The sequence below is a fragment of the Serratia sp. LTN-2 genome, from assembly GCF_059740205.1.
The window spans coordinates 337,895-361,270 of sequence record NZ_JCAXDO010000004.1 but is presented as its reverse complement, the minus strand read 5'-3'; the positions used below and the strand labels follow the sequence as shown (position 1 = coordinate 361,270).

General features: G+C 58.3%; 17 protein-coding genes and 6 tRNA genes. 16 read left to right on the top strand and 7 right to left on the bottom strand.

Annotated elements, in window-relative coordinates:
- Nucleotides 1-10 precede the first annotated feature (10 nt).
- Both pgm and seqA read right to left on the bottom strand, forming a co-directional pair.
- Nucleotides 11-1,654: a phosphoglucomutase (alpha-D-glucose-1,6-bisphosphate-dependent) gene (gene pgm, locus AC6BYQ_RS11630; protein ID WP_063919580.1), complete on the bottom strand. Its 1,644-nt coding sequence runs from the start codon at nt 1,652-1,654 to the stop codon at nt 11-13.
- Between the two features lie 76 nt (nt 1,655-1,730).
- Nucleotides 1,731-2,273, bottom strand: coding sequence for a replication initiation negative regulator SeqA (gene seqA, locus AC6BYQ_RS11625; protein ID WP_019454056.1), 543 nt, complete (start codon nt 2,271-2,273; stop codon nt 1,731-1,733).
- Between the two features lie 224 nt (nt 2,274-2,497).
- Here seqA and ybfF point away from each other — a divergent pair, with 224 nt between their 5' ends.
- From ybfF to fur, 4 genes are all read left to right on the top strand, one after another.
- Nucleotides 2,498-3,271 carry an esterase gene (gene ybfF / locus AC6BYQ_RS11620; protein WP_019454057.1) on the top strand — a complete coding sequence of 258 codons (774 nt, stop codon included), beginning with the start codon at nt 2,498-2,500 and terminating at the stop codon, nt 3,269-3,271.
- Nucleotides 3,272-3,527: 256 nt separating this feature from the next.
- Nucleotides 3,528-3,815, top strand: coding sequence for a LexA regulated protein (gene ybfE / locus AC6BYQ_RS11615; RefSeq protein ID WP_004939936.1), 288 nt, complete (start codon nt 3,528-3,530; stop codon nt 3,813-3,815).
- 264 nt (nt 3,816-4,079) lie between these two features.
- Nucleotides 4,080-4,619: a flavodoxin FldA gene (fldA, locus tag AC6BYQ_RS11610; protein WP_004939938.1), complete on the top strand. Its 540-nt coding sequence runs from the start codon at nt 4,080-4,082 to the stop codon at nt 4,617-4,619.
- 329 nt (nt 4,620-4,948) lie between these two features.
- Nucleotides 4,949-5,395, top strand: coding sequence for a ferric iron uptake transcriptional regulator (fur, locus tag AC6BYQ_RS11605; protein ID WP_019454058.1), 447 nt, complete (start codon nt 4,949-4,951; stop codon nt 5,393-5,395).
- Between the two features lie 248 nt (nt 5,396-5,643).
- Here the strand turns inward: fur and AC6BYQ_RS11600 are convergent, their stop codons facing one another.
- The 5 genes from AC6BYQ_RS11600 to nagE all read right to left on the bottom strand — a co-directional run bounded on the left by AC6BYQ_RS11600 (nt 5,644) and on the right by nagE (nt 14,609).
- Nucleotides 5,644-8,301 carry a beta-N-acetylhexosaminidase gene (locus AC6BYQ_RS11600; RefSeq protein WP_019454059.1) on the bottom strand — a complete coding sequence of 886 codons (2,658 nt, stop codon included), beginning with the start codon at nt 8,299-8,301 and terminating at the stop codon, nt 5,644-5,646.
- Nucleotides 8,302-8,314: 13 nt separating this feature from the next.
- Nucleotides 8,315-8,641 (bottom strand): ChiQ/YbfN family lipoprotein, encoded by a 327-nt coding sequence (gene chiQ / locus AC6BYQ_RS11595; RefSeq protein ID WP_004939944.1) that lies wholly within the window; start codon nt 8,639-8,641, stop codon nt 8,315-8,317.
- Nucleotides 8,642-8,687: 46 nt separating this feature from the next.
- A complete protein-coding gene (chiP, locus tag AC6BYQ_RS11590) occupies nt 8,688-10,091 on the bottom strand; it encodes a chitoporin ChiP (RefSeq protein ID WP_498056895.1) in 1,404 nt (467 codons plus the stop codon).
- 576 nt (nt 10,092-10,667) lie between these two features.
- A complete protein-coding gene (gene glnS / locus AC6BYQ_RS11585; RefSeq protein ID WP_019454061.1) occupies nt 10,668-12,332 on the bottom strand; it encodes a glutamine--tRNA ligase in 1,665 nt (554 codons plus the stop codon).
- 240 nt (nt 12,333-12,572) lie between these two features.
- Complete coding sequence (gene nagE / locus AC6BYQ_RS11580) at nt 12,573-14,609, bottom strand: N-acetylglucosamine-specific PTS transporter subunit IIBC (RefSeq protein ID WP_025160040.1); 2,037 nt, start codon at nt 14,607-14,609, stop codon at nt 12,573-12,575.
- 334 nt (nt 14,610-14,943) lie between these two features.
- Between nagE and nagB the strand changes: the two genes are divergently transcribed.
- The 12 genes from nagB (at nt 14,944) to AC6BYQ_RS11520 (ending at nt 23,368) form a co-directional block, all read left to right on the top strand.
- Entirely contained in the window at nt 14,944-15,744 is an 801-nt protein-coding gene (gene nagB / locus AC6BYQ_RS11575) for a glucosamine-6-phosphate deaminase (protein ID WP_004939952.1), read from the top strand.
- Between the two features lie 18 nt (nt 15,745-15,762).
- The gene (gene nagA / locus AC6BYQ_RS11570; protein WP_025160041.1) at nt 15,763-16,902 is read left to right on the top strand and encodes an N-acetylglucosamine-6-phosphate deacetylase; all 1,140 of its coding nucleotides are present in this window, start codon (nt 15,763-15,765) and stop codon (nt 16,900-16,902) included.
- 27 nt (nt 16,903-16,929) lie between these two features.
- Nucleotides 16,930-18,150: a DNA-binding transcriptional regulator NagC gene (gene nagC, locus AC6BYQ_RS11565; protein ID WP_074055163.1), complete on the top strand. Its 1,221-nt coding sequence runs from the start codon at nt 16,930-16,932 to the stop codon at nt 18,148-18,150.
- A gap of 67 nt (nt 18,151-18,217) precedes the next feature.
- Entirely contained in the window at nt 18,218-18,970 is a 753-nt protein-coding gene (locus AC6BYQ_RS11560; RefSeq protein ID WP_019454065.1) for an HAD-IIA family hydrolase, read from the top strand.
- 189 nt (nt 18,971-19,159) lie between these two features.
- Nucleotides 19,160-20,602, top strand: coding sequence for a chitinase ChiC (gene chiC, locus AC6BYQ_RS11555; protein ID WP_063918896.1), 1,443 nt, complete (start codon nt 19,160-19,162; stop codon nt 20,600-20,602).
- Between the two features lie 284 nt (nt 20,603-20,886).
- Nucleotides 20,887-22,551, top strand: a complete 1,665-nt coding sequence (asnB, locus tag AC6BYQ_RS11550) for an asparagine synthase B (protein WP_498056894.1) — start codon at nt 20,887-20,889, stop codon at nt 22,549-22,551.
- Nucleotides 22,552-22,769: 218 nt separating this feature from the next.
- Nucleotides 22,770-22,846: transfer RNA gene (locus AC6BYQ_RS11545), tRNA-Met, on the top strand.
- 16 nt (nt 22,847-22,862) lie between these two features.
- Nucleotides 22,863-22,947, top strand: a tRNA-Leu gene (locus tag AC6BYQ_RS11540).
- A gap of 30 nt (nt 22,948-22,977) precedes the next feature.
- A tRNA-Gln gene (locus tag AC6BYQ_RS11535) sits at nt 22,978-23,052 on the top strand.
- A gap of 44 nt (nt 23,053-23,096) precedes the next feature.
- A tRNA-Gln gene (locus AC6BYQ_RS11530) sits at nt 23,097-23,171 on the top strand.
- 41 nt (nt 23,172-23,212) lie between these two features.
- Nucleotides 23,213-23,289: transfer RNA gene (locus AC6BYQ_RS11525), tRNA-Met, on the top strand.
- Nucleotides 23,290-23,293: 4 nt separating this feature from the next.
- Nucleotides 23,294-23,368: transfer RNA gene (locus tag AC6BYQ_RS11520), tRNA-Gln, on the top strand.
- Nucleotides 23,369-23,376: the final 8 nt, after the last annotated feature.

Genomic DNA, 23,376 nt, shown 5'->3' with positions numbered 1-23,376 from the left:
AGAACAGCGATTATTTGGCGGAAGCCAGCACTTCGCTGACGATTTCGACCGCTTCGTGCTCGATTTTCTCGCGGTGTTCCGCCCCGAGGAAGCTCTCGCAGTAGATCTTGTATGCCTCTTCGGTACCGGAAGGACGGGCCGCGAACCAGCCGTTGTCGGTCATCACTTTCAGGCCGCCGATCGAAGCGCCGTTGCCCGGCGCAGCAGTCAGACGCGCGGTGATCGGGTCGCCCGCCAGGGTATTGGCCTTGACCATCTCCGGCGACAGCTTGGACAGCGCCGCTTTTTGCGCCGCCGTCGCCGGCGCCTGGATGCGGTTGTAGCTTGGCGCACCGAAGCGCTTGGCCAGATCGTCATAGTGATGCTGTGGATTTTCACCGGTTACCGCGGTGATTTCAGCCGCCAGCAGACACATGATAATGCCGTCTTTGTCGGTCGACCAAGGTTGGCCGTTGAAGCGCAGGAACGAGGCCCCGGCGCTCTCTTCGCCGCCGAAGCCCAGGCTGCCGTCGAACAGGCCGTCCACGAACCACTTGAAGCCGACCGGCACTTCCACCAGCTTGCGGCCCAGATCGGCCACCACGCGGTCGATCATCGCGCTGGACACCAGCGTTTTACCTACCGCGACATCGGCGCCCCACTGCGGGCGGTGCTGGAACAGGTAGTTGATGGCCACCGCCAGATAGTGGTTCGGGTTCATCAGGCCTTTCGGCGTGACGATGCCGTGGCGGTCGTAATCCGGATCGTTGGCGAACGCCAGATCGAATTTGTCGCGCAGCGCCAGCAGGCCGGCCATCGCCGACTCGGACGAACAGTCCATGCGGATGATGCCGTCGTGGTCCAGGTGCATAAAGCGGAACGTCTGATCGATGGAATCGTTCACCAGCGTCAGATCCAGCTTGTAGTGCTCCGCCACGCGTTGCCAATAGGCGATGCCGGAACCGCCGAGCGGATCCACGCCCAGCTTCAGACCGGCGCGTTGGATGGCCGGCATGTCGACCACCTCAACCAGCCCTTCGACATAAGGCTGCACCAGATCTTTGGCGTGCAGATGGCCGCTGTTCCAGGCCTTGTCCAGCGACTGGCGCTGAACGCCCTTCAACTGCTGCGCCAGCAGGTCGTTGGCGCGCTTTTCGATCACCGACGTCAGGTTGGTGTCGGCCGGGCCGCCGTTCGGCGGGTTATACTTGATGCCGCCGTCTTCCGGTGGGTTATGGGACGGCGTAATGACGATGCCGTCGGCCTGCGCGCCGCCACGGCGGTTGTGGCACAGAATGGCGTGCGATACCGCCGGCGTTGGCGTGAAGCCGTTGTTTTCCTGCACGATCACATCGACGCCGTTGGCGGTCAGCACTTCCAGCACGGAAATGAAGGCCGGTTCGGACAGCGCATGGGTGTCCTTGCCCACATAGCATGGGCCGGTGGTGCCCTGCTGATGACGAACTTCAGCGATCGCCTGGGCGATGGCGAGGATGTGCGCTTCGTTGAAGCTGTGGCGCTGCGCGCTGCCGCGGTGGCCGGAGGTGCCAAATTTCACCGCATGTGCGGGATTGCCGGCTTCCGGTTGCAGCACATAGTACTGCGACGTCAGCTGGGCTACGTTGATCAGATCGCTTTGGCGGGCGGGCTGCCCGGCACGTGGATTATTCGCCATCGACATATCTCCCTCATCCCTGTCGGTGACCGGGCAATATGTCGCGCACGGCCATCATGACGGGCTGTTCGCTAAATTAGACGGTACCGCAAACTTTCTCGATCAGTTCCGCCGGGAACTGCATGGCCTGCATGATGTGTTCGATCATGCTGCGTTTGCGGCCGGTATTGGTATTGGTGATCACCCAGTAAGGGGTGCCCGGTACATGCTTCGGCTTGGTGTGCGTGCCGTTGGCCAGCAGGGTCTGCTGATCGCCGGCGAAATAGGTGCGGGTACGGCCGGTCAACGCCTCGGTGGCAGCGGCGAAACCGGCGGCATCGAGGGTGTACAGCGTGGACAGCACCAGCATGAAACGGTTGACCGCTTTGTTCTGCTCGGCGTATTCATCCGACAGCAGCAGTTCGCGCATGGCGCGCACGCGATCGCGCGGACGCTGCGCCGGGGCCGCCTTTTCCAGCTCGACGGACTGCGACGCACTGGCGGCAGGCAACGCGCGCACCGGCTGACCGGCGGTGAATTTCAACATGCGGCGTAAAATATCGGACGCGCTTTCACCGATGTGTTGCGTGTGGCTGGCAATATAACGGTAAAGCTCTTCGTCGACTTCAATAGTTTTCATCTTTATCCAATACTGTTTTTTCTACTTAGAACCTGAAGCCAGATCCTGCATTCAAGCCATGGGATTATAAGGTTAAAAGCGCTGGAGCGAACACAACAATGTGCCTCCGGACGGCAAATGCAGACTAATACCTATAGCCGGCACTGCCAAGCCCGCGCCGCGAAAATTCCGCATGATTCATCGTGCGATTCAATCATGATACCCTAATCTGAATCTCTCTCAGTATGAACTTCGCCATGAAATTACATTATCAACTGCTGGCCGCCGAGTCAGATGCGCTGCCGGTGCTGCTGATCCACGGGCTGTTCGGCAATCTGGACAACCTGGGCGTGCTGGCACGCGATCTGCACCAGCAGCACAGCGTGATCAAGGTCGATCTGCGCAACCACGGCCTCTCCCCGCGCGCCGACGACATGAACTACCCCGCCATGGCGCAGGATCTGCTGGCGCTGCTCGACGAACTGCAGCTGGATAAAGCGATCGTCATCGGCCATTCGATGGGCGGTAAAGCGGCGATGGCGCTGACCGCCATCGCGCCGGAGCGCATCGCTAAGCTGATCGTCATCGACGTGGCGCCGGTGGATTACCAGACTCGCCGCCACGATGAGATCTTCGCCGCGCTGAAGGCCGTCAGCGCCGCCGGCATCACCCAACGCCAGGCGGCCGCCCAGCTGATGCGCGACTATCTGCAGGAAGAAGGCGTGATCCAGTTCCTGCTGAAGTCCTTCCACAATGGCGAATGGCGCTTCAACCTGCCGGTGCTGATCGAACGCTACGAAGACATCACCGGCTGGCAGGACGTGCCGGCCTGGCCGCACCCGACGCTGTTCATTCGCGGCGGCCTGTCGCCGTACGTGCAGGACAGCTATCGTGCGGACATCGCCCGCCAGTTCCCGCAGGCTCGCGCCCATGTCGTCGCCGGCACCGGCCATTGGGTGCACGCCGAAAAACCGGACGCGGTGCTGCGCGCCATCCACCGTTTCCTCGACGAAGCCTGAAAAATACGCTCATCTGGCGAAAAAACGCGCTAAAGATAACGGCTTAGCGCGTTTAGCCCGCAGTTAGGCATTGTCGCCGCTCCATCTGCTGGGGTAATATGGCGCGCTATAATTTTGCCGCCGCGCCAGCGCGTTCGCGAACGCCGGTTCGGGGGTGAATTTGGGTTAGGGTTTATTGGCCCGAAGTGTGTTAACCGATGCCTCCGGAAGCGTGCGAGCGCTTTTTGATGCAAACTCCCTTGCAGTACCGCTACCTATGGCAAAAGAACAAACGGATCGCACGACGCTGGATCTGTTCGCAGATGAACGCCGTCCGGGGCGCCCGAAAACCAACCCGCTTTCCCGCGATGAACAGCTTAGAATCAATAAGCGCAATCAGTTACGGCGCGATAAAGTGCGTGGATTGCGGCGCGTAGAGCTGAAAATCAACGCGGATGCGGTGGACGCCCTGAACAAACTGGCGGAACAGCGCAACATTAGCCGCAGCGAACTCATCGAGCAGATGCTGTTGGCGCAACTGGCGGAAGAACAGCCGGAACATTGATCTCTTCGGCCGCACGCGCGGCGCGGCGTTAAGGACAACGCCGGATCGACCACGCTTTTCTTCATTCTCCGGCATCGCATAAATGCGATAAAACCCCGGCGCCACTTTCTGGCATGATACGCATTTACCGGCAAGAGACTGCGCCTGTCGGCGCCCGCCCCCGTGGCGAAAGGCTCTTGTCATGGCATCATTTTAATCGGCGTCAGCGGCGGCAGTGCTGGCATCGAGTAATGCAATTACTTGAATTTAAAGGTTATACGCGATATGGCTACTGTAGGCATTTTCTTTGGCAGCGACACTGGCAATACCGAAAACATTGCCAAAATGATCCAGAAAATTCTCCAGAAACAGTTTGGCGACGACGTCTCTGAAGTACACGACATCGCTAAAAGCAGCAAAGAAGACCTGGAAGGGTTCGATATCCTGCTGCTGGGTATCCCGACCTGGTACTACGGTGAAGCGCAGTGTGACTGGGATGATTTCTTCCCGACGCTGGAAGAAGTCGATTTCAACGGCAAACTGGTGGCGCTGTTCGGCTGCGGCGACCAGGAAGACTACGCGGAATACTTCTGTGACGCGATGGGCACCATCCGCGACATCATTGAACCGCGCGGCGCGGCCATCGTGGGCCACTGGCCGACCAAAGGCTACCACTTCGAGGCCTCCAAAGGCCTGGCGGACGACAACCACTTCATTGGTCTCGCGATCGACGAAGACCGCCAGCCGGAGCTGACCAACGAGCGCGTCGATGCCTGGGTCAAACAGATCGTCGAAGAGCTGAGCCTGGCCGATATCGTCGGCTAAACGCCGCAACTGGCGAAAGGTTGAACAAAGGCCCTGTAAAGTGCATAGTGTGCGCACAGGGCCATCATCGGCAGCAGGGATTGCTGCGATAGAAGCTACAGATTTGTAACTTCCCACCCCGTCAAGGTAGACTGAGTTATCGGTTTATCCCACCCATCAAGGCGTTGCATGCAAAACATGCAATAGTGCAATTATATCTTTGTTAACAACCGGCGGTTTCCATTTAGTACAACCGGTTCTATAATGAGACGCATTAACTCTTTGTGCCGACCGATGCCACAGGCGAGTACGCCTCAACTTGATTAGCATAGTAACAGGACTGAATTCGCATGACCGACAACAACATCGCATTGAAGAAGGCCGGCTTAAAAGTCACGCTTCCGCGACTCAAAATCCTGGAAGTACTGCAAAATCCGGAATGCCATCACGTCAGTGCGGAAGATTTGTACAAAAAACTGATTGATATGGGCGAAGAGATCGGCCTGGCAACGGTTTATCGCGTACTGAACCAGTTTGACGATGCGGGCATTGTGACACGTCACAATTTCGAAGGCGGCAAGTCCGTGTTCGAACTGACCCAACAGCATCACCACGATCACCTGATTTGCCTGGACTGCGGCAAAGTGATCGAATTCAGTGACGAATCCATCGAAGTGCGCCAGCGTGATATCGCCAAGCAGCACGGCATCAAGCTCACCAACCACAGCCTGTACCTGTACGGCCACTGTGAAACCGGTGACTGCCGCGAAGACGAAACGCTGCACGACAAGAAATAAGCCTGACTGGCTATGAAAAACCGCCTCACCCTGAGGCGGTTTTTTTATGCTTGCTGAACGGTGAGCAAAAAAATCCCCGGACCAGCCGGGGAAAGATCATGTCATGAAATACTACAATTGCAGCGGCACTGCGACTCCACGTACTGCTCTCACTTTCACGTCCGCTTCACGCCGACACGCGCAGAGGCGGACGCATTCCCCCTTCGTTAAGCAGCCCGCCGCCATGACGACAGGCCGATGCGCCGGGCTTAGACCTTCTCGGCGCGGCTGTAACGTTTACCGTCCGGACTGACCGAACGCACCTGCACCTCACCCGATACCGCCGGCTTGGCCTTGGCGTCATAACGCTGCCACTGCTTGCCGCCGTCGGTGGAGTACTCGATGCCCAATCCCGGCAGCGCGATATTCGCCTCCAGCTTGCCGCCCGCTACGCGTGCGCCGGGCACCGGCAGACGATAAGCGACGCCGCCTTTGTCCAGCTTGGCCAGTTCACGCTGGCCCAGGATATTGGCGAAGCGCAGCCAGTCTTTCTCCAGCGCCTTGGTGTCGACAAAGTGGGTCTCCCCGCCTTTGTATTCGCGGCCGGCGCGATAGTCCTGCTCCCAACCGGCGCGGTGCCAGGCGCGTTCGGCCACCGACAGCGCGCGCGGGAAGATCATGTATTCCATCTGCGGATCGGTGCGCTGGGTTTCGCTCCACAGCTGAGCGGACAACCCGTAGGCTCCCGGCCACGGCTTGTCGCTCTTGGCGTTGAAGTGGTTGCCGTCGCGATCGACCGAGGTTTCCGCGTTCTGCGGCATGTTGTCCGGCGCGAAGCTGAACACCTTGCGCTCGTCGCTGAAGCGGGTGCCCCAGTAGTAACCGCGCTCGTCCGGGTTCACCTCGTAAGGGAAGTCCATGTAGACGTAGTCCGGGTTGGAGACCACCACTTCATACCCTTTATTGGCCCAATCGTTGACGCTGTCGAAACCGCCCCAGTACAAGGTATCCCAGAAGTTGACGCCCACGCGCGAGGTGGCGAACGACTTCGCGCTCTCGGCGTCTTTCAGGCCGTCCTGCCAGGCCTGCATTCTGTCGATGCCGTGCGCCTTCACCAGCTTGCTGACCTCCTGGCCGAAGTAGCTCGGCAAGTGCTCCATGTCGGCCACCTTGCCTTCTTTGATCATCGTCTGGCAAACCTGCGACTTGGCCCACGGCTTGTCTTCGTTGCTCTGGTCGATGACGCCTTTACCCGGCTCCGGTTTCGCCTTGTCGGTATAGCCGGCGCCCAGGCGGATGTTTTTCGCCTCGTCGCCGCCGAAGTGCCAGGTTTTGATCGGCTGCCCGGCTTCTTTATGCATCTGGGCGATCTCGCCGATCACCTTGTCGACAAAGCGCTGGGAAGAATCCAGGCACGGGTTCAGGTAGCTCTGGCGGTTAAAGAACTGCACGGAGGTGGTATTGGAGGTATCGGTCGGATCCACCAGGCGGAATTCGTTGGCCTCCTGCTCTTTTCCGGCGGCATGCAGCTTTTTATAGCGCGCCTCCATCGACACCACCGCGGCGCGGGCGTGCGCCGGCATGTCGATCTCAGGGATCACTTCAATCTGGCGCGCCTGGGCGTATTTGATGATGTCGATATAGTCCTGACGGCTGAAGAAACCGCCGTAGACGTCCGGCCCCTGGCCGTACTGCGGCAGCAGGCAGGTGGTTTCGCTCAGATCGTGGCAGCGCTGGCCGCCGACTTCCGTCAGCTCAGGCAAACCGGGGATCTCGATACGCCAACCTTCATCATCGCTTAGGTGGAAGTGGAATTTGTTGAGTTTGTAGGCCGCCATCTGATCCAGCAGACGCAACACCGCATCCTTCTTATGGAAGTTGCGCGCCACGTCGAGGAAAATGCCGCGATACTGGAAGCGCGGCGCGTCGCTGGCGTCCAATGTAGCGATCTTGCCGCTGCCGTCGGTCGGCACTAACGACAGGATCGACTGCAACCCATAGAACACCCCGGCCTGATCGAAGCCGATCACCCGCGCCTCTTTTTTGCCGATCTTCAGCTCATAGGCGCCCGGCACCGCCATCGCGCCTTTAAACTTGCCCGGCTGGATATCGGTCTTGATCGGATAGCCGTTGGCCTGAACCGGCACGCCCAGCAGCGCAAAGCGCTGGTTGACGACATCTGCCGCCGGCTTGACCAGCGTGCTCAGATCCGGCGAGACCCCTTTGCGCAGATCGGCGTCCTGCGCGTGGACCTTCACCTGCATCGGCGTCGGCACGATCTGGCCGCGCAGCGCGCCGGCGGGCAGCGTCTGCAGCTCGGCATTGCTGACAAAGCGCGAAGCCGGCGTCATCAAAATGTTTTTGTCGTCTTTGGTGCGCTTCCACTGATCGCCGGTGAACGGCGCCACGAACTGGTCCAGGTTTTCGGTGTCGGTATTCGCCAGCATTTTCGGTTTGGCGTCGCCGGACGTGGCATACCAGCGCGGCAGGAAGTCATTTCTAAACAGCTGCCAATATTCGGCGACCACCGGGATTTCCACCGCCTTGCCGGCAGGGAAACCGCTGAATTTGGCGGTCGGCTCCAGCTTGTACAGATCGCCGGTGAGGTGGGCTATCTTGAACTGATCGTTATCCACCCGCAGGGTCTGGCGCGGGCTGTGGAAATAGATGACCCAGTCCTTGCCGTCGATCGCCTGGCCATCGTTGCTGAGGGTGAACAACACCCGGTTGCAAGAGGCCCAGTCGGCGCCCAGCGCCGCGCAATCCACGCCGTTTTCGCCGGCGCGGTTATCCAGCATTTTTACGTTCAGCTTCAGCTGGCTCAGTTGATCCACCAGCTGTTGATCGGCCATGGCGTTTCCCATGCCGCCCAGGAATCCCATCGTTGCCGTCAAGGCGGCAAGCGCGCTCAGTTTGAATGCGTTCATGATCTCGTCCTTCTTAATTATTGTTATCGCGAATTTCTTGCCACAGCTTGCCGCACTTGGCGTCGTAAGCCTGACCGTTACCGCTGTGCACCGCCATAATGCAGTTCTGATAATCCATCACCCGCACCGTTTCCTGCGCGGCGAACTGCTGGTGCTGCTTCTCTTGTTTCAACACGTTCAGCACCGCCTTGCAGGGCTGCAGACGCTCCGGCGAACCTTCGGCGGTGTTGATGCAGGCGCTGTAAGCCTGCTTCAATTTGGCGTCTTCCGGCGGCGCGGCGGGTTGCGCGCAGGCGCTCAAGGCCGCGGCGGCCGCCAACATCAGCATGATTTTTTTCATCGTTGAATTCCCTTAACTGCCCCCGGCCGCGAGGCCGGGGAACGCATCAGAAGATGGTGAATGGCGCGATGACCATGAACTTGACGTCTTTCTCGTCCTGGAAGATGTTGCCGTAACCGCCGCCCCAGCTCGGGATGTTGGTGTGGTTGTCATACTGGGTGTAGTGCAGCTTGATCAGCGTGCCCTTGGCGCGTCCTTCCTGGATGGTGTACATCGCGTCCAGGCTCCAGGCGCTCTCTTTCAGGCGCTGGCTCTGATCGTAGCTCGGGTTGGTGCTCGGCTTGGCGTCCCAGGCGTAGACATAAGAGCCGCCGACCGCCATGCCCGGCAGGTTCCAGTTGCTGAGGTCATACATCACGCCGGCGTACACCGCTTTCTCGCCGTTGGCGTTAAAGTCGGAGCGGTTGTCCCACCACACGTCCAGCCGACCGTTAGACGAGGCGTAGGTCGGGGTCATGCGCTGCAGGAAGAAGCCCTGATTGCCTTCCGCCTTGACCATGGTGCCTTCCAGACGCCAGTTGAACTGACCGGTGGTGTAACCGAAGGTCAGGGCCTGCAGCCAGGCCAGGCCGTCGTAGATGCTGTTCGGATCGTTCTTGTTGCTGATGCGGTCTTCCGCACCGTAGAACTGGTAACTGGTAGTCAGCGGGTTGCCCAGCACATCGAATTTGTAAGACGCCTTGGTGAAGTACTGATTCACGTAACCCTGGGCCTGGCCGAAAGCGGCTTCCAGCACCAGATCGTTTTTGAAATCGTACTTGGCGCCCAGCGAGTGCAGGTAGGAGACGCGGGTTTTCTTATCGTTCTGACGGAAATCGTCCATCTCGATATGCCACGGCGCTTTGTATTTGTCGGTCCACATGTAGGAGAAGCTCAACGCGCCGGCATCGCCGTAGTCGAACTTGGCGCCGGCCTCGGCGCCCTGATAGGTGCCCGGCATAAAGCTCCAGTGCGGCGCCAGCAGGGTTTGGCCGCTCGGCTGAATGTAGCCGGCGCGCGCCCAGACCGGGCCGTATTTGAACTTGGCGGCGGCTTTGTACAGGCTGACGCCGCCTTTGTCGCCGGAGTAGTCTTCGTCGTAGGTACGGTTCTTCGAGGAGAACGCGATCTCGTTCGGGTGGCCGCTGGCGCTGGATTCAGCCAGTTCGATGGCGGTGAAGGCGCCGACATCCAGGCCGAACATGTCCCAGGCGTAGCCCGAGGCGAAATCCAGGCTCAGGTTGGCGGTAGAGTGCGACAGGTTGGTGGTGTATTGGTTGTAATCCTTGCTGTCCGGATTGAGATCTTTACGGTCGCGCTCACGTTGCCAGTAATAGATGCCGCCGGTCAGCGTGGAATCATCGATAAACCCTGCGGCTTTCGCCTCAGGCGCCATGGCAAACCCTGTTCCCAACAGCGCGCCCGCGACTGCGAGCGCCAGCGTTTTACGCTGAGCACCGTGCGTACCCATATTGAAATTCCTCTTTGACTTAACTTAAAAGTTGCAGCCGCCTGTGTTCACCACTGCCCTGCACGACTGCCAATAAAAAACCCGAACGGGTAAAAAATATTGCCGACGAGATGTTATTCCCACAGCACTAATTGCTACAGACAGACTATTTTTCGCGACGCGAATTATCAAATGAAAAATGAGGAAGATTTGTCAAAGTATGACAAGGAGCACATATCAGTGATAATTTGTTACGCCAGCGATCATGGAGGGTGTCGAATAAAAAATTCAATTAAATCAGAATAAACACAGATATAAGGTCAACCAGAGACGATTAATGGTTTCAGCCTGAGCTAATTCGTCAGTCAGAAGATAAAATCTGAGAGCGCTCTCTAAATGAAATTAATTCGCATCACAAATATATAAGAAAAAGTTAATACTATTAAGGCCAATATCAAGAAGCTTATTGGTTAACGCGCCGTAATTAATTTAGCGCCCGCTAGAAAATGGGAGAGGAATGGGTTGTTTGCTCAATCGCAGGCATAAAAAAGCGCGGCCTAAGCCGCGCTGATACATTAATTTTCGAGGCGATTAAGATTAGCCTTCGATTTTCGCCCAGGTGTCACGCAGGCCGACAGTGCGGTTAAACACCAAATGTTCGGCCGAAGAGTAACGGCTGTCGGCGCAGAAGTAGCCTTCACGTTCGAACTGATAGGCCTTCTCCGGCTGTGCGGCCGCCAGGCTCGGCTCGACGAAGCCGTGCTTGATCACCAGCGATTCCGGGTTGATGGTGGAGAGGAAATCCTCCGCCGCGCCCGGGTTAGGCACGCTGAACAGGCGATCGTACAGGCGAATTTCCGCCGGCAGCGCGTGCGCCGCAGACACCCAGTGGATCACGCCCTTCACCTTGCGGCCGTCGGCAGGATCCTTGCTCAGCGTTTCCGCATCGTAGCTGCAGAAGATGGTGGTGATCTCGCCCGCTTCGTCTTTCTCGACGCGCTCGGCCTTGATCACGTACGCATTGCGCAGACGCACTTCCTTGCCCAACACCAGACGCTTGTACTGCTTGTTGGCTTCTTCGCGGAAGTCGGCGCGATCGATATAGATCTCGCGGCTGAACGGCACATCACGGCTGCCCATTTCCGGCTTGTTCGGATGGTTTGGCATGGTGACCATTTCCACCGCGTCGCCCATGTTCTCGATAACGATTTTCACCGGATCCAGCACCGCCATGGCGCGCGGCGCGTTTTCGTTCAGATCGTCGCGAATGCAGGATTCCAGCGCCATCATTTCAACGTTGTTGTCTTGCTTGGTCACGCCGATGCGCAGGCAGAACTCGCGAATCGAAGCGGCGGTATAACCGCGACGACGCAGCCCGGAAACGGTCGGCATGCGCGGGTCATCCCAGCCTTCGACGATCTTCTCGGCCACCAGCTGGTGCAGCTTGCGCTTCGACATGATGGCGTATTCGAGGTTCAGACGCGAAAACTCGTACTGACGCGGGTGGCAAGGAATGGTGATGTTATCCAGCACCCAGTCATACAGACGGCGGTTATCCTGGAATTCCAGGGTGCACAGCGAATGGGTGATCCCTTCCAGCGCATCGGAAATGCAGTGGGTGAAATCGTACATCGGGTAGATGCACCATTTGTTGCCGGTCTGGTGGTGTTCGGCGAACTTGATGCGGTACAGCACCGGATCGCGCATCACGATAAACGGCGAAGCCATATCGATCTTGGCGCGCAGGCAGGCGGCGCCCTCGGCGAACTCGCCGTTGCGCATCTTCTCGAACAGCGCCAGGTTCTCTTCCACGCTGCGGCCGCGGTACGGGCTGTCTTTGCCCGGCGCGGTCAGGGTGCCGCGATATTCACGGATCTGCTCCGGCGACAGTTCGTCGACGTAAGCCAGACCCTTGGTGATCAGCTCAACCGCATATTGATGCAGCTGATCGAAATAGTCTGAGGAGTAACGAACGTTGCCGCTCCACTCAAAGCCCAGCCACTCCACGTCATGCTTGATTGACTCCACGAACTCGATGTCTTCTTTCACCGGGTTGGTGTCATCGAAGCGAAGATTGCACTGGCCCTGATAGTCCTTGGCGATGCCGAAGTTCAGGCAGATGGACTTGGCGTGGCCGATATGCAGGTAGCCGTTAGGCTCCGGCGGGAAGCGGGTATGAACCGACGTGTGTTTCCCCGACGCCAGATCTTCATCGACGATCTGACGGATAAAATTGGTTGGGCGGGCTTCAGCCTCACTCATTTCACTGTTCCTCAATGCAAAGCGCTACACATAACCGCCTATGATCCAACAAGCCACGTCTGGAAACAACCGTTTGTTTCACGAAAAATGCGGCGCATTGCACCATCGACGCGCAGCGCACCGCCGTGGGGCGAAACGGGATAAAAAAAGCGGGAAGAGATCGCTCTCTTCCCGCCAAGTCGGGGCAAACTCCGCCATGATGCGTGACCGGCCCCAGGTACTACTCAGGTAAAAACAGCCTTATTTCTGGATCTCGTACAGCTTGGTCTGGCCGGCGACCACCGAGCCGCTGGCCAGTGCCGCCAGGCCGGCGTAGTCGTCAGAGTTGCTGACCACCACCGGGCTTATCATCGAACGTGCGTTGGCGTTCAGATAATCCAGATCCAGTTCCAGAATCGGTTGACCGGCTTTCACTTCCGCGCCCTCTTCCACCAGGCGTTTGAAGCCCTGGCCTTCCAGCGCGACGGTGTCGATCCCCATGTGCACCACGATCTCGGCGCCCTTGTCGGTTTCCAGGCAGAATGCGTGGTTGGTGTTGAAGATTTTCACCACGGTGCCGTCAGCCGGCGCCACGACGATGCTATCGGTCGGGCGAATTGCCAGGCCGTCGCCCACCGCCTTGCTGGCGAAGGCTTCGTCCGGCACCTGATCGAGCGCCACCACTTCACCGGTTACCGGTGCCACCAGCGTTTCAAACGCGGCTTTCGGCGCGTTCGGCACCGCCTGCGGTTTGGCTTCCGCTGCAGGCGCAGCCGCCGGAGCCGCCGCTGCCGCTACCGGGCCGGCCGCGATCACGTTGCGCATCGCGCTGGCGATAAGTTCGGCACGAGTGCCGACGATCACTTGCACGCTTTGCTTGTTCAGGCGGATAACGCCGGATGCGCCGAGGCGTTTCGCCAATGCGTCATTCACCAGAGCGGAGTCTTTCACGTTCAGGCGCAGACGGGTGATGCAGGCATCGATGCCGGTCAGGTTGTCGGAACCGCCGATCGCGCCGACGTAACGGCGGGCCAGCGTGGTGGTTTCGTTCTCGTCTTTACCGGCGTTGCTGTCGACGTTGACGTCGTAGCCGTCGGTTTCGTCACCGGCAACCGCCAGTTCGCGGCCCGGGGTCATCAGGTTGAACTTATTGATGGTGAAGCGGAACACCACATAGTAGATAACGAAGAACACCAGGCCTTGCGGGATCAGCATGTACCAGTGGGTCGCCAGCGGGTTGCGGGACGACAACACCATATCCACCAGCCCGGCGCTGAAGCCAAAACCGGCGATCCAGTGCATGCTGGCGGCGATGAACACCGAGATACCGGTCAGCACGGCGTGGATTACGTACAGCACCGGCGCCACGAACATGAAGGAGAATTCCAGCGGTTCGGTGATACCGGTAAAGAAGGCGGCGAAAGCGGCCGCCAGCATGATGCCCGCCACTTTGGCTTTGTTCTCAGGACGCGCGCAGTGATAAATGGCCAGCGCCGCACCCGGCAGACCAAACATCATGATTGGGAAGAAGCCCGCCTGATAACGGCCGGTGATGCCGACAACCGCTTTACCGGCTTCGATCGACTGCTGGCCGCCGAGGAAGTTAGGGATATCGTTGATGCCGGCCACGTCGAACCAGAACACCGAGTTCAGCGCGTGGTGCAGGCCAACCGGAATCAGCAGGCGGTTGAAGAAGGCATAGATGCCCGCGCCGACCGAGCCCATTTTCTGGATGTGTTCACCGAAGTTCACCAGACCGTTGAAGATCACCGGCCAGATGTACATCAGAATGAAAGCGACCAGGATCATCAGGAAGGAGATGAGGATCGGCACCAGGCGGCGGCCGCTGAAGAACGACAGCGCCTTAGGCAGCTCGACGCCGCTGAAGCGGTTGTACACTTCGGCGGAGATGATACCCACCAGAATACCGACGAACTGGTTCTGGATTTTGCCGAACGCGGCAGGCACCTGATCCAGCGGGATCTTCTGAATCATCGACACGGCGGCCGGTGAACAGAGGGTGGTCAGCACCAGGAAGCCGACGAAGCCGGTCAACGCGGCGGCGCCGTCCTTGTCTTTGGACATGCCGTAGGCCACGCCGATAGCGAACAGCACCGACATGTTGTCGATGATAGCGGAGCCGGATTTAATGAAGAAAGCGGCGAGCGCGTTGTCGCCGCCCCAACCAACAGGGTCAATCCAGTACCCGACGCCCATCAAGATGGCGGCGGCGGGCAGCGTGGCGACCGGCACCATCAGCGCCCGTCCCACCTTTTGCAAATAACTAAGAATGTTCACCTTTTCCCCCTATGTTGTCCGCGGACGGACCCTATTAGTAGTTTATTTGGAGCTCTCACTACCTTTTTAGAAACAACGCATGGCACGTATCACTCATGCCGAGTGTAAAAAATTTATTTTGTATCGCAAATTAAAACCTCCCTTTTTGTGATAAATATCACCAAAAAGTAGTCTTTACCTCCCAGATTGCTGGCCATCACACAAAACTTATTTTATCATTCAAAAAATCAACCGGACGGACGATTCACGCGAGAATCATAAAGCTGGGTTACGCTTACGACTCCCGCAGGCCCGTACAGTATAGCTTTAGTTTACTTATCCCAAGAGGTGTTAGATGAGACTTATCCCACTGAAAGATACCGCACAAGTCGGCAAATGGGCCGCGCGTCATATCGTTCAACGCATCAACGCATTCAAGCCAACCGCAGAGCGCCCGTTTGTGCTCGGCCTGCCTACCGGCGGCACGCCGCTGGAAGCCTACAAACATCTGATTGCGATGCACAAAGCAGGTGAAGTAAGCTTTAAGCATGTTGTGACTTTCAACATGGACGAGTACGTTGGCCTGCCGCAGGAACACCCGGAAAGCTACCACACCTTCATGTACCGCAACTTCTTTGATCACGTTGATATTCCTCGTGAAAACATCAACCTGCTGAACGGCAACGCCGCGGATGTCGACGCCGAGTGCCGCCAGTACGAAGAGAAGATCAAGTCTTACGGCAAAATTAACCTGTTCATGGGCGGCGTGGGCATCGACGGCCACATCGCGTTCAACGAACCGGCTTCGTCCCTGGCTTCGCGCACCCGCATCAAAACGCTGACCGAAGACACCCGCATCGCCAACTCGCGCTTCTTCGGCGGCGACGTCAGCCTGGTGCCGAAATATGCGCTGACCGTCGGCGTGGGCACACTGCTGGACGCGGAAGAAGTGATGATCCTGGTGACCGGCCACGCCAAGGCGCAGGCACTAGAAGCCGCAGTGGAAGGCAACATCAACCACATGTGGACCATCAGCTGCCTGCAGCTGCACGCCAAAGCAGTGGTGGTGTGCGACGAACCGGCCACCATGGAGCTGAAAGTCAAAACCGTCAAATACTTCCGCGAGTTAGAAGCGGAAAGCGTTAAAAGTCTTTAATCTTTGCAGGGGGCTACGATGTTCGCTTTAACCCACGGCCGAATCTATACCGGCCACGACGTACTTGATGACCATGCAGTCATTATCGCTGATGGGCTGATCGAGAGAGTCTGCCCGGCGGCTGAATTGCCCGCCGGCATCGAAACGCGCGACCTGGGTGGCGCCATCCTGGCCCCCGGGCTTATCGACGTGCAGCTGAACGGCTGCGGCGGCGTACAGTTCAACGATTCGCTGGAAGCGATTTCGGAGGAAACGCTGGAGATCATGCAGCGCGCCAACGAGAAATCCGGCTGCACCAGCTATCTGCCGACGCTGATCACCAGCAGCGACGAATTCATGAAGCACAGCGTCGACGTGATGCGCGCTTATCTGAAAAAGCACCAAAACCAGGCGCTGGGCCTGCACCTGGAAGGGCCGTATCTCAGCCCGGTGAAAAAAGGCACTCATAACCCGGCGTTCATTCGCAAGCCAACTCAGGAAATGATCGATTACCTGTGTGCCAACGCCGACGTGATCACCAAGGTGACACTGGCGCCGGAAATGGTTGAGCCGCACTTTATCAAGCAACTGACCGAGGCCGGCATCGTGGTCTCCGCCGGCCACTCGAACGCCACCTACGATCAGGCGCGCACCGGCTTCGCCGCCGGCATCAGCTTCGCCACCCACCTGTACAACGCCATGCCGTATATCACCGGCCGCGAACCGGGGCTGATGGGCGCGATCTTCGATACGCCGGAGGTCTATACCGGCATCATCGCCGACGGCCATCACGTGGCTTGGGCGAGTATCCGTAACGCCAAACGCCTGAAAGGTGATAAATTGGTGCTGGTCACCGACGCGACCGCGCCGGCGGGTGCAGATATTGACCAATTTATTTTCGCCGGTAAAACAATATACTATCGGGACGGGCTGTGCGTGGATGAGAACGGTACCCTGAGCGGTTCCGCACTGACCATGATCGAAGCGGTGCAAAACAGCGTCGAACATATCGGCATCGCGCTGGACGAAGCGCTGCGCATGGCGACGCTGTACCCGGCGCGCGCCATCGGCGTCGAGCACCGTCTGGGCACCATCGAAGCCGGCAAGGTGGCTAACTTGACCGCCTTCACCCGTGATTTCAAGATCACCAAAACGCTCGTTAACGGTAACGAGGTTTAATTCAATGAACAGCGAGTAACATTATTGATGAGCACTGGCGGACAAGCACAAATAGGGAACGTTGACTTAGTCAAACAACTTAACGGCGCGGCAGTTTACCGCCTGATCGACCAGCAGGGCCCGATCTCGCGCATTCAAATTGCCGAACTCAGCCAGCTTGCCCCCGCCAGCGTCACCAAAATTACTCGCCAGCTGCTGGAGCGCGGGCTGATCAAAGAAGTCGATCAGCAAGCCTCCACCGGCGGCCGCCGCGCGATCTCCATCGTGTCGGAAACCCGTCATTTCCATACCGTCGCGGTGCGTCTCGGCCGTCACGATGCCACCATCACCCTGTATGACATGAGCGGTAAATCGCTCAGCGAAGAACACTATCCGCTGCCGGAACGCACCCAGGAAACGCTGGAGAATGCGCTGTTCACCGCCATCGCCCAATTCATCGACGCTAACCAGCGCCGCCTGCGCGAGCTGATCGCCATCGCGGTGATCCTGCCTGGCCTGGTGGATCCGGCGCTGGGCGTGGTGCGCTACATGCCGCACATCAGCGTCAGCAACTGGGCACTGGTGGATAATCTGCAGCAGCGCTTCAACGTCACCAGCTTCGTCGGCCACGACATCCGCAGCCTGGCGCTGGCGGAGCACTACTTCGGTGCCACCCGCGACTGCGAAGACTCGATTCTGGTGCGCCTGCACCGCGGCACCGGCGCCGGCATCATCGTCAACGGGCAGATTTTTCTCGGCAACAACGGCAACGTCGGCGAGATCGGCCATATCCAAATCGATCCGCTGGGTGAACGCTGCCACTGCGGCAACTTCGGCTGCCTGGAAACGGTGGCCGCCAACGCGGCGATCGAACAGCGCGTGCGCCAGCTGTTGAGCCAGGGCTACCCGAGCAAACTGACGCTGGAAGACTGCGGCATCAACGCCATCTGCAAGGCCGCCAACCGCGGCGATCTGCTGGCCAGCGAAGTGATCGAACACGTCGGCCGCTATCTGGGCAAGGCAGTGGCCATCGCCATCAACCTGTTCAATCCGCAGAAGGTGGTGATCGCCGGTGAGATCACCGAAGCGGACAAGGTGCTGCTGCCGGCCATCCAGAGCTGCATCAATACCCAGGTGCTGAAGGACTTCCGCAAAAACTTGCCGGTCGTGACCTCCGAACTCAATCATCGCTCGGCGATCGGCGCTTTCGCCCTGGCCAAACGCGCGATGCTCAACGGCGTGCTCTTGCAGCGATTGCTGGAAAGCTGATCCGCCGCTTCTGGCAGGTGTGTTATCGTCACCCCTTGCCTGCCGTAATCATGAGAAACAGCGACAAATGAAAATCAAAAACGTTATATGCGATATCGACGGCGTGCTGCTGCATGACAATACGCCGGTACCCGGCGCCGACCTGTTCCTGGCGCGCATCCAGGAACAAGGCATGCCGCTGGTGGTGCTGACCAACTATCCGTCGCAAACCGCGCAGGATCTGGCGAACCGCTTCGCCTCCGCCGGGCTGGAAGTGCCGGAGAGCGCGTTCTACACCTCGGCGATGGCCACCGCCGATTTCCTGCGCCGTCAGGAAGGCAAAAAGGCCTACGTAGTCGGCGAAGGCGCCCTGATCCATGAGCTGTACAAAGCCGGCTTCACCATCACCGATATCAACCCGGACTTCGTGATCGTCGGGGAAACCCGCTCTTACAACTGGGAAATGATGCACAAAGCCGCCTACTTCGTCAGCAACGGCGCGCGCTTTATCGCCACCAACCCGGATAGCCACGGCCACGGCTTCTCGCCGGCCTGCGGCGCGCTGTGCGCCCCCATCGAGAAGATCACCGGCCGCAAACCGTTTTACGTCGGCAAGCCCAGCCCGTGGATCATTCGCGCCGCATTGAACAAAATGCAGGCGCACTCGGAAGAGACGGTGATCGTCGGCGACAACCTGCGCACCGATATTCTGGCAGGCTTCCAGGCCGGCCTGGAAACCGTGCTGGTGTTGTCCGGCGTCTCCACGCTGAGCGACATCGAAACCATGCCGTTCCGCCCGAGCTACGTCTACCCTTCCGTCGCCGATATCACCCTTTTCTGATACGGCCATGGCGGCTGCCCGGCCGCCATTATTTCCCTCTCTTTATCGCCAGCGTGAATTTAATTCGCGCATGCCCGTAAAAGGTTTCAGCCTGCCTGCGTTAAAAATCCTCATTATAACTTTACGCCCCGCCAATAAAGGATATTGCCGGCGAGCGGAAAACCCTTACCCCTGATTAATGAGGCCACCATGAGCACAAATAACAGTATTAATGCCCTCGCCGCCGATGACGCGGCCACTATGCCGACGATCGCCAATAAAAAAATCCTGATGGGTTTCTGGCACAACTGGGCCGCCGGCGCCAGTGACGGCTATCAGCAGGGCCAGTTCGCCAATATGAACCTGACCGACATTCCCGCCGAGTACAACGTGGTGGCCGTCGCCTTTATGAAAGGCCAGGGCATCCCGACCTTCAAGCCTTACAACCTGTCCGACGCCGAGTTTCGCCGCCAGGTGGGCGTGCTGAACAGCCAGGGCCGCGCGGTGCTGATCTCCCTCGGCGGCGCAGACGCGCACATCGAGCTGAAGGCCGGCGACGAAGACAAGCTGAAAGACGAGATTATTCGCCTGGTGGAAGTCTATGGCTTCGACGGTCTGGATATCGATCTGGAACAGGCGGCGATCGGCGCCGCCAATAATAAAACCGTCTTGCCTGCGGCATTGAAAAAAGTAAAAGACTATTACGCCGCGCAGGGAAAAAACTTTATTATCAGCATGGCGCCGGAATTCCCGTATTTACGCACCAACGGCACCTATCTGGATTATATCAACGCCCTTGAAGGCTATTACGACTTTATCGCGCCGCAATATTACAACCAGGGCGGCGACGGTATTTGGGTCGATGAACTCAACGCCTGGATCACGCAGAATAACGACGCCATGAAAGAGGACTTCCTCTACTATCTGACGGAAAGCCTGGTCACCGGCACCCGCGGCTATGCGAAGATCCCGGCGGCGAAATTCGTCATCGGCCTGCCGAGCAACAACGACGCCGCCGCCACCGGCTACGTGGTCAACAAACAGGCGGTGTATAACGCCTTCTCGCGTCTCGACGCCAAAAACCTGTCGATCAAGGGTCTGATGACCTGGTCAATCAACTGGGACAACGGCAAGAGCAAAGCCGGCGTAGCCTACAATTGGGAGTTCAAAACCCGCTATGCGCCGCTGATTCAGGGTGGCGTTACCCCGCCGCCGGGAAAGCCTAATGCGCCGACGGCGCTGACGGTCTCCGAACTGGGTGCCACTTCGCTGAAACTGAGCTGGGCCGCCGCCACCGGCGCTTTCCCGATCGCCAGCTACACCGTCTACCGCAACGGCAACCCGATCGGCCAGACCGCCGGCCTGTCGCTGGCCGACAGCGGCCTGACCCCGGCCACCCAATACAGCTACTTCGTTACCGCCACCGATACCCAGGGCAATACCTCGCTGCCCAGCAGCGCGTTGGCGGTCAAAACCGCCAACGACGGAACGCCGCCCGATCCGGGCGCGCCCGAGTGGCAGAACAGCCACAGCTATAAAGCCGGCGATGTGGTGAGCTATAAAGGCAAGAAATACACCTGCATTCAGGCGCACACCTCAAACGTCGCCTGGACGCCGGACGTCGCCTTCACCCTGTGGCAACTCATCGCCTAATCGCTAATCGATTGCCGGTCGCACTGGCCGGCAATCCTGCTATCGCGTTAAAAATTGCATAATCGATAATTTTTAACGCCGATAACTGAAAATCCGTCAAAAACCATCACCACACAAACAACTATTTCTCAGCGTAGGGCTAAAACGCTTGCATCTCCTGCAGCTTTAGGCGCATTTTCATAACCACAGCGCAGCAAAACCGCGTTATCGCTGATGAATCGGCAATGCTGCCCATAACAGTAAAAAACAACATCACAGTCATAAAAGCCCGTTAGGAGAGTTGTATGTGTTCTATTTTCGGTGTGCTCGATCTGAAGTCCGATCCCGTTGAACTGCGCAAGAAAGCGCTGGAACTGTCGCGCCTGATGCGCCATCGCGGCCCGGATTGGTCCGGCGTTTACGCCAGCGATAAAGCCATTCTGGCTCACGAACGCCTGTCGATCGTCGACGTCAACAACGGCGCTCAACCGCTGTACAACGCTACGCACACCCACGTTTTGGCGGTCAACGGCGAAATTTACAACCATCAGGCGCTGCGCCAGCAGCTGAGCGAGCGCTATGCTTTCCAGACCGGCTCCGACTGTGAAGTGATCCTGGCGCTGTATCAGGAGAAGGGCCCGGACTTCCTCGACGATCTGCAAGGCATGTTCGCCTTCGCCCTGTATGACACCGAGAAAGACGCCTACCTGATCGGCCGCGATCATCTGGGCATCATCCCGCTGTATATGGGCCACGACGAGCACGGCAACCTGTACGTCGCCTCGGAAATGAAAGCGCTGGTGCCGGTATGCCGCACCATCAAGGAATTCCCGGCCGGCAGCTACCTGTGGAGCCAGGACGGGGAGATTCGTGAATACTATCGCCGCGACTGGTTCGATTACGACAGCGTCAAGGACAATGTGACCGACGCCGCCGCCCTGCGCACCGCGCTGGAAGAGTCGGTGAAAAGCCACCTGATGTCCGACGTGCCTTACGGCGTGCTGCTGTCGGGCGGGCTGGATTCCTCGGTCATCTCGGCGATCACCAAGAAGTACGCCGCGCGCCGCGTGGAAGATCAGGAACGCAGCGAGGCCTGGTGGCCGCAGCTGCACTCCTTCGCCGTCGGCCTGGAGGGCTCGCCGGATCTGCGCGCCGCGCAGGAGGTGGCCAACCATCTGGGCACCGTGCACCATGAAATCCACTTCACCGTGCAGGAAGGCCTGGATGCCATCCGCGACGTGATTTATCACATCGAAACCTACGACGTCACCACCATTCGCGCATCGACGCCAATGTACCTGATGTCGCGCAAAATCAAGGCGATGGGCATCAAGATGGTGCTGTCCGGCGAAGGCGCGGACGAAGTGTTCGGCGGCTACCTTTACTTCCATAAGGCGCCGGACGCCCGCGAATTCCACGAAGAAACCGTGCGCAAACTGCTGGCGCTGCATATGTTCGACTGTGCGCGTGCCAACAAGGCGATGTCCGCCTGGGGCGTTGAAGCCCGCGTGCCATTCCTGGACAAGAAATTCCTCGACGTGGCGATGCGCATTAACCCGAAAGATAAAATGTGCGGCAACGGCAAAATGGAAAAGCACATCGTCCGCGAATGTTTCGAGTCCTATTTGCCGGCCAGCGTGGCCTGGCGCCAGAAAGAGCAGTTCTCCGACGGCGTCGGCTACAGCTGGATCGACACGCTAAAAGAGGTCGCTGCGCAGCAAATTAGCGATCAACAGCTCGAAACCGCGCGTTTCCGCTTCCCGTACAACACGCCGACCTCGAAAGAAGGCTACCTGTACCGCGAAATCTTCGAGGAGCTGTTCCCGCTGCCGAGCGCCGCCGAATGCGTGCCGGGTGGCCCATCCGTCGCCTGCTCGTCCGCCAAGGCCATCGAGTGGGATGAATCGTTCAAGAAGATGGACGATCCTTCCGGCCGCGCCGTCGGCGTGCACCAGGCCGCCTATAAATAATCGCGCGGCATTCTCCCCGGGGCGGGCCTTTTGGCCCGCCTTTTTGTTGCCTTTTCCGCCCGCCAACTGCCTGAATTGCCGATTTTATCGCCATAATGTTCACAACCCAGACAAACGGCGCTTCCGGGCGCTTTTTCGGGAAAAAACTTGTTGACGCAAATCGGTCATATACGCATAATGCGCCCCGCAACGCCGATGAAGGCAAAGCAAAAAAAGAGGGCTACGTAGCTCAGCTGGTTAGAGCACATCACTCATAATGATGGGGTCACAGGTTCGAATCCCGTCGTAGCCACCATCTCTTTTTTGCATTTGCGGGAGTGGCGAAATTGGTAGACGCACCAGATTTAGGTTCTGGCGCCGCAAGGTGTGCGAGTTCAAGTCTCGCCTCCCGCACCATTTCTCTTCATCGTCGGCGCAGTATGTTGATGGGGTATCGCCAAGCGGTAAGGCACCGGTTTTTGATACCGGCATTCCCTGGTTCGAATCCAGGTACCCCAGCCATATTCTTTCGGGAATGGGGTTTCAACATAAGATTTGTTTGCAGGTGGGGTATCGCCAAGCGGTAAGGCACCGGTTTTTGATACCGGCATTCCCTGGTTCGAATCCAGGTACCCCAGCCATAACAAACTGCTTGCAAATCAAAGAAGTAAAAAGTAACATCGGCTACGTAGCTCAGCTGGTTAGAGCACATCACTCATAATGATGGGGTCACAGGTTCAAATCCCGTCGTAGCCACCATAATTGGGGTGTCGCCAAGCGGTAAGGCTCTGGTTTCTGATACCAGCATACCCAGGTTCGAATCCTGGCACCCCAGCCATATTTAGA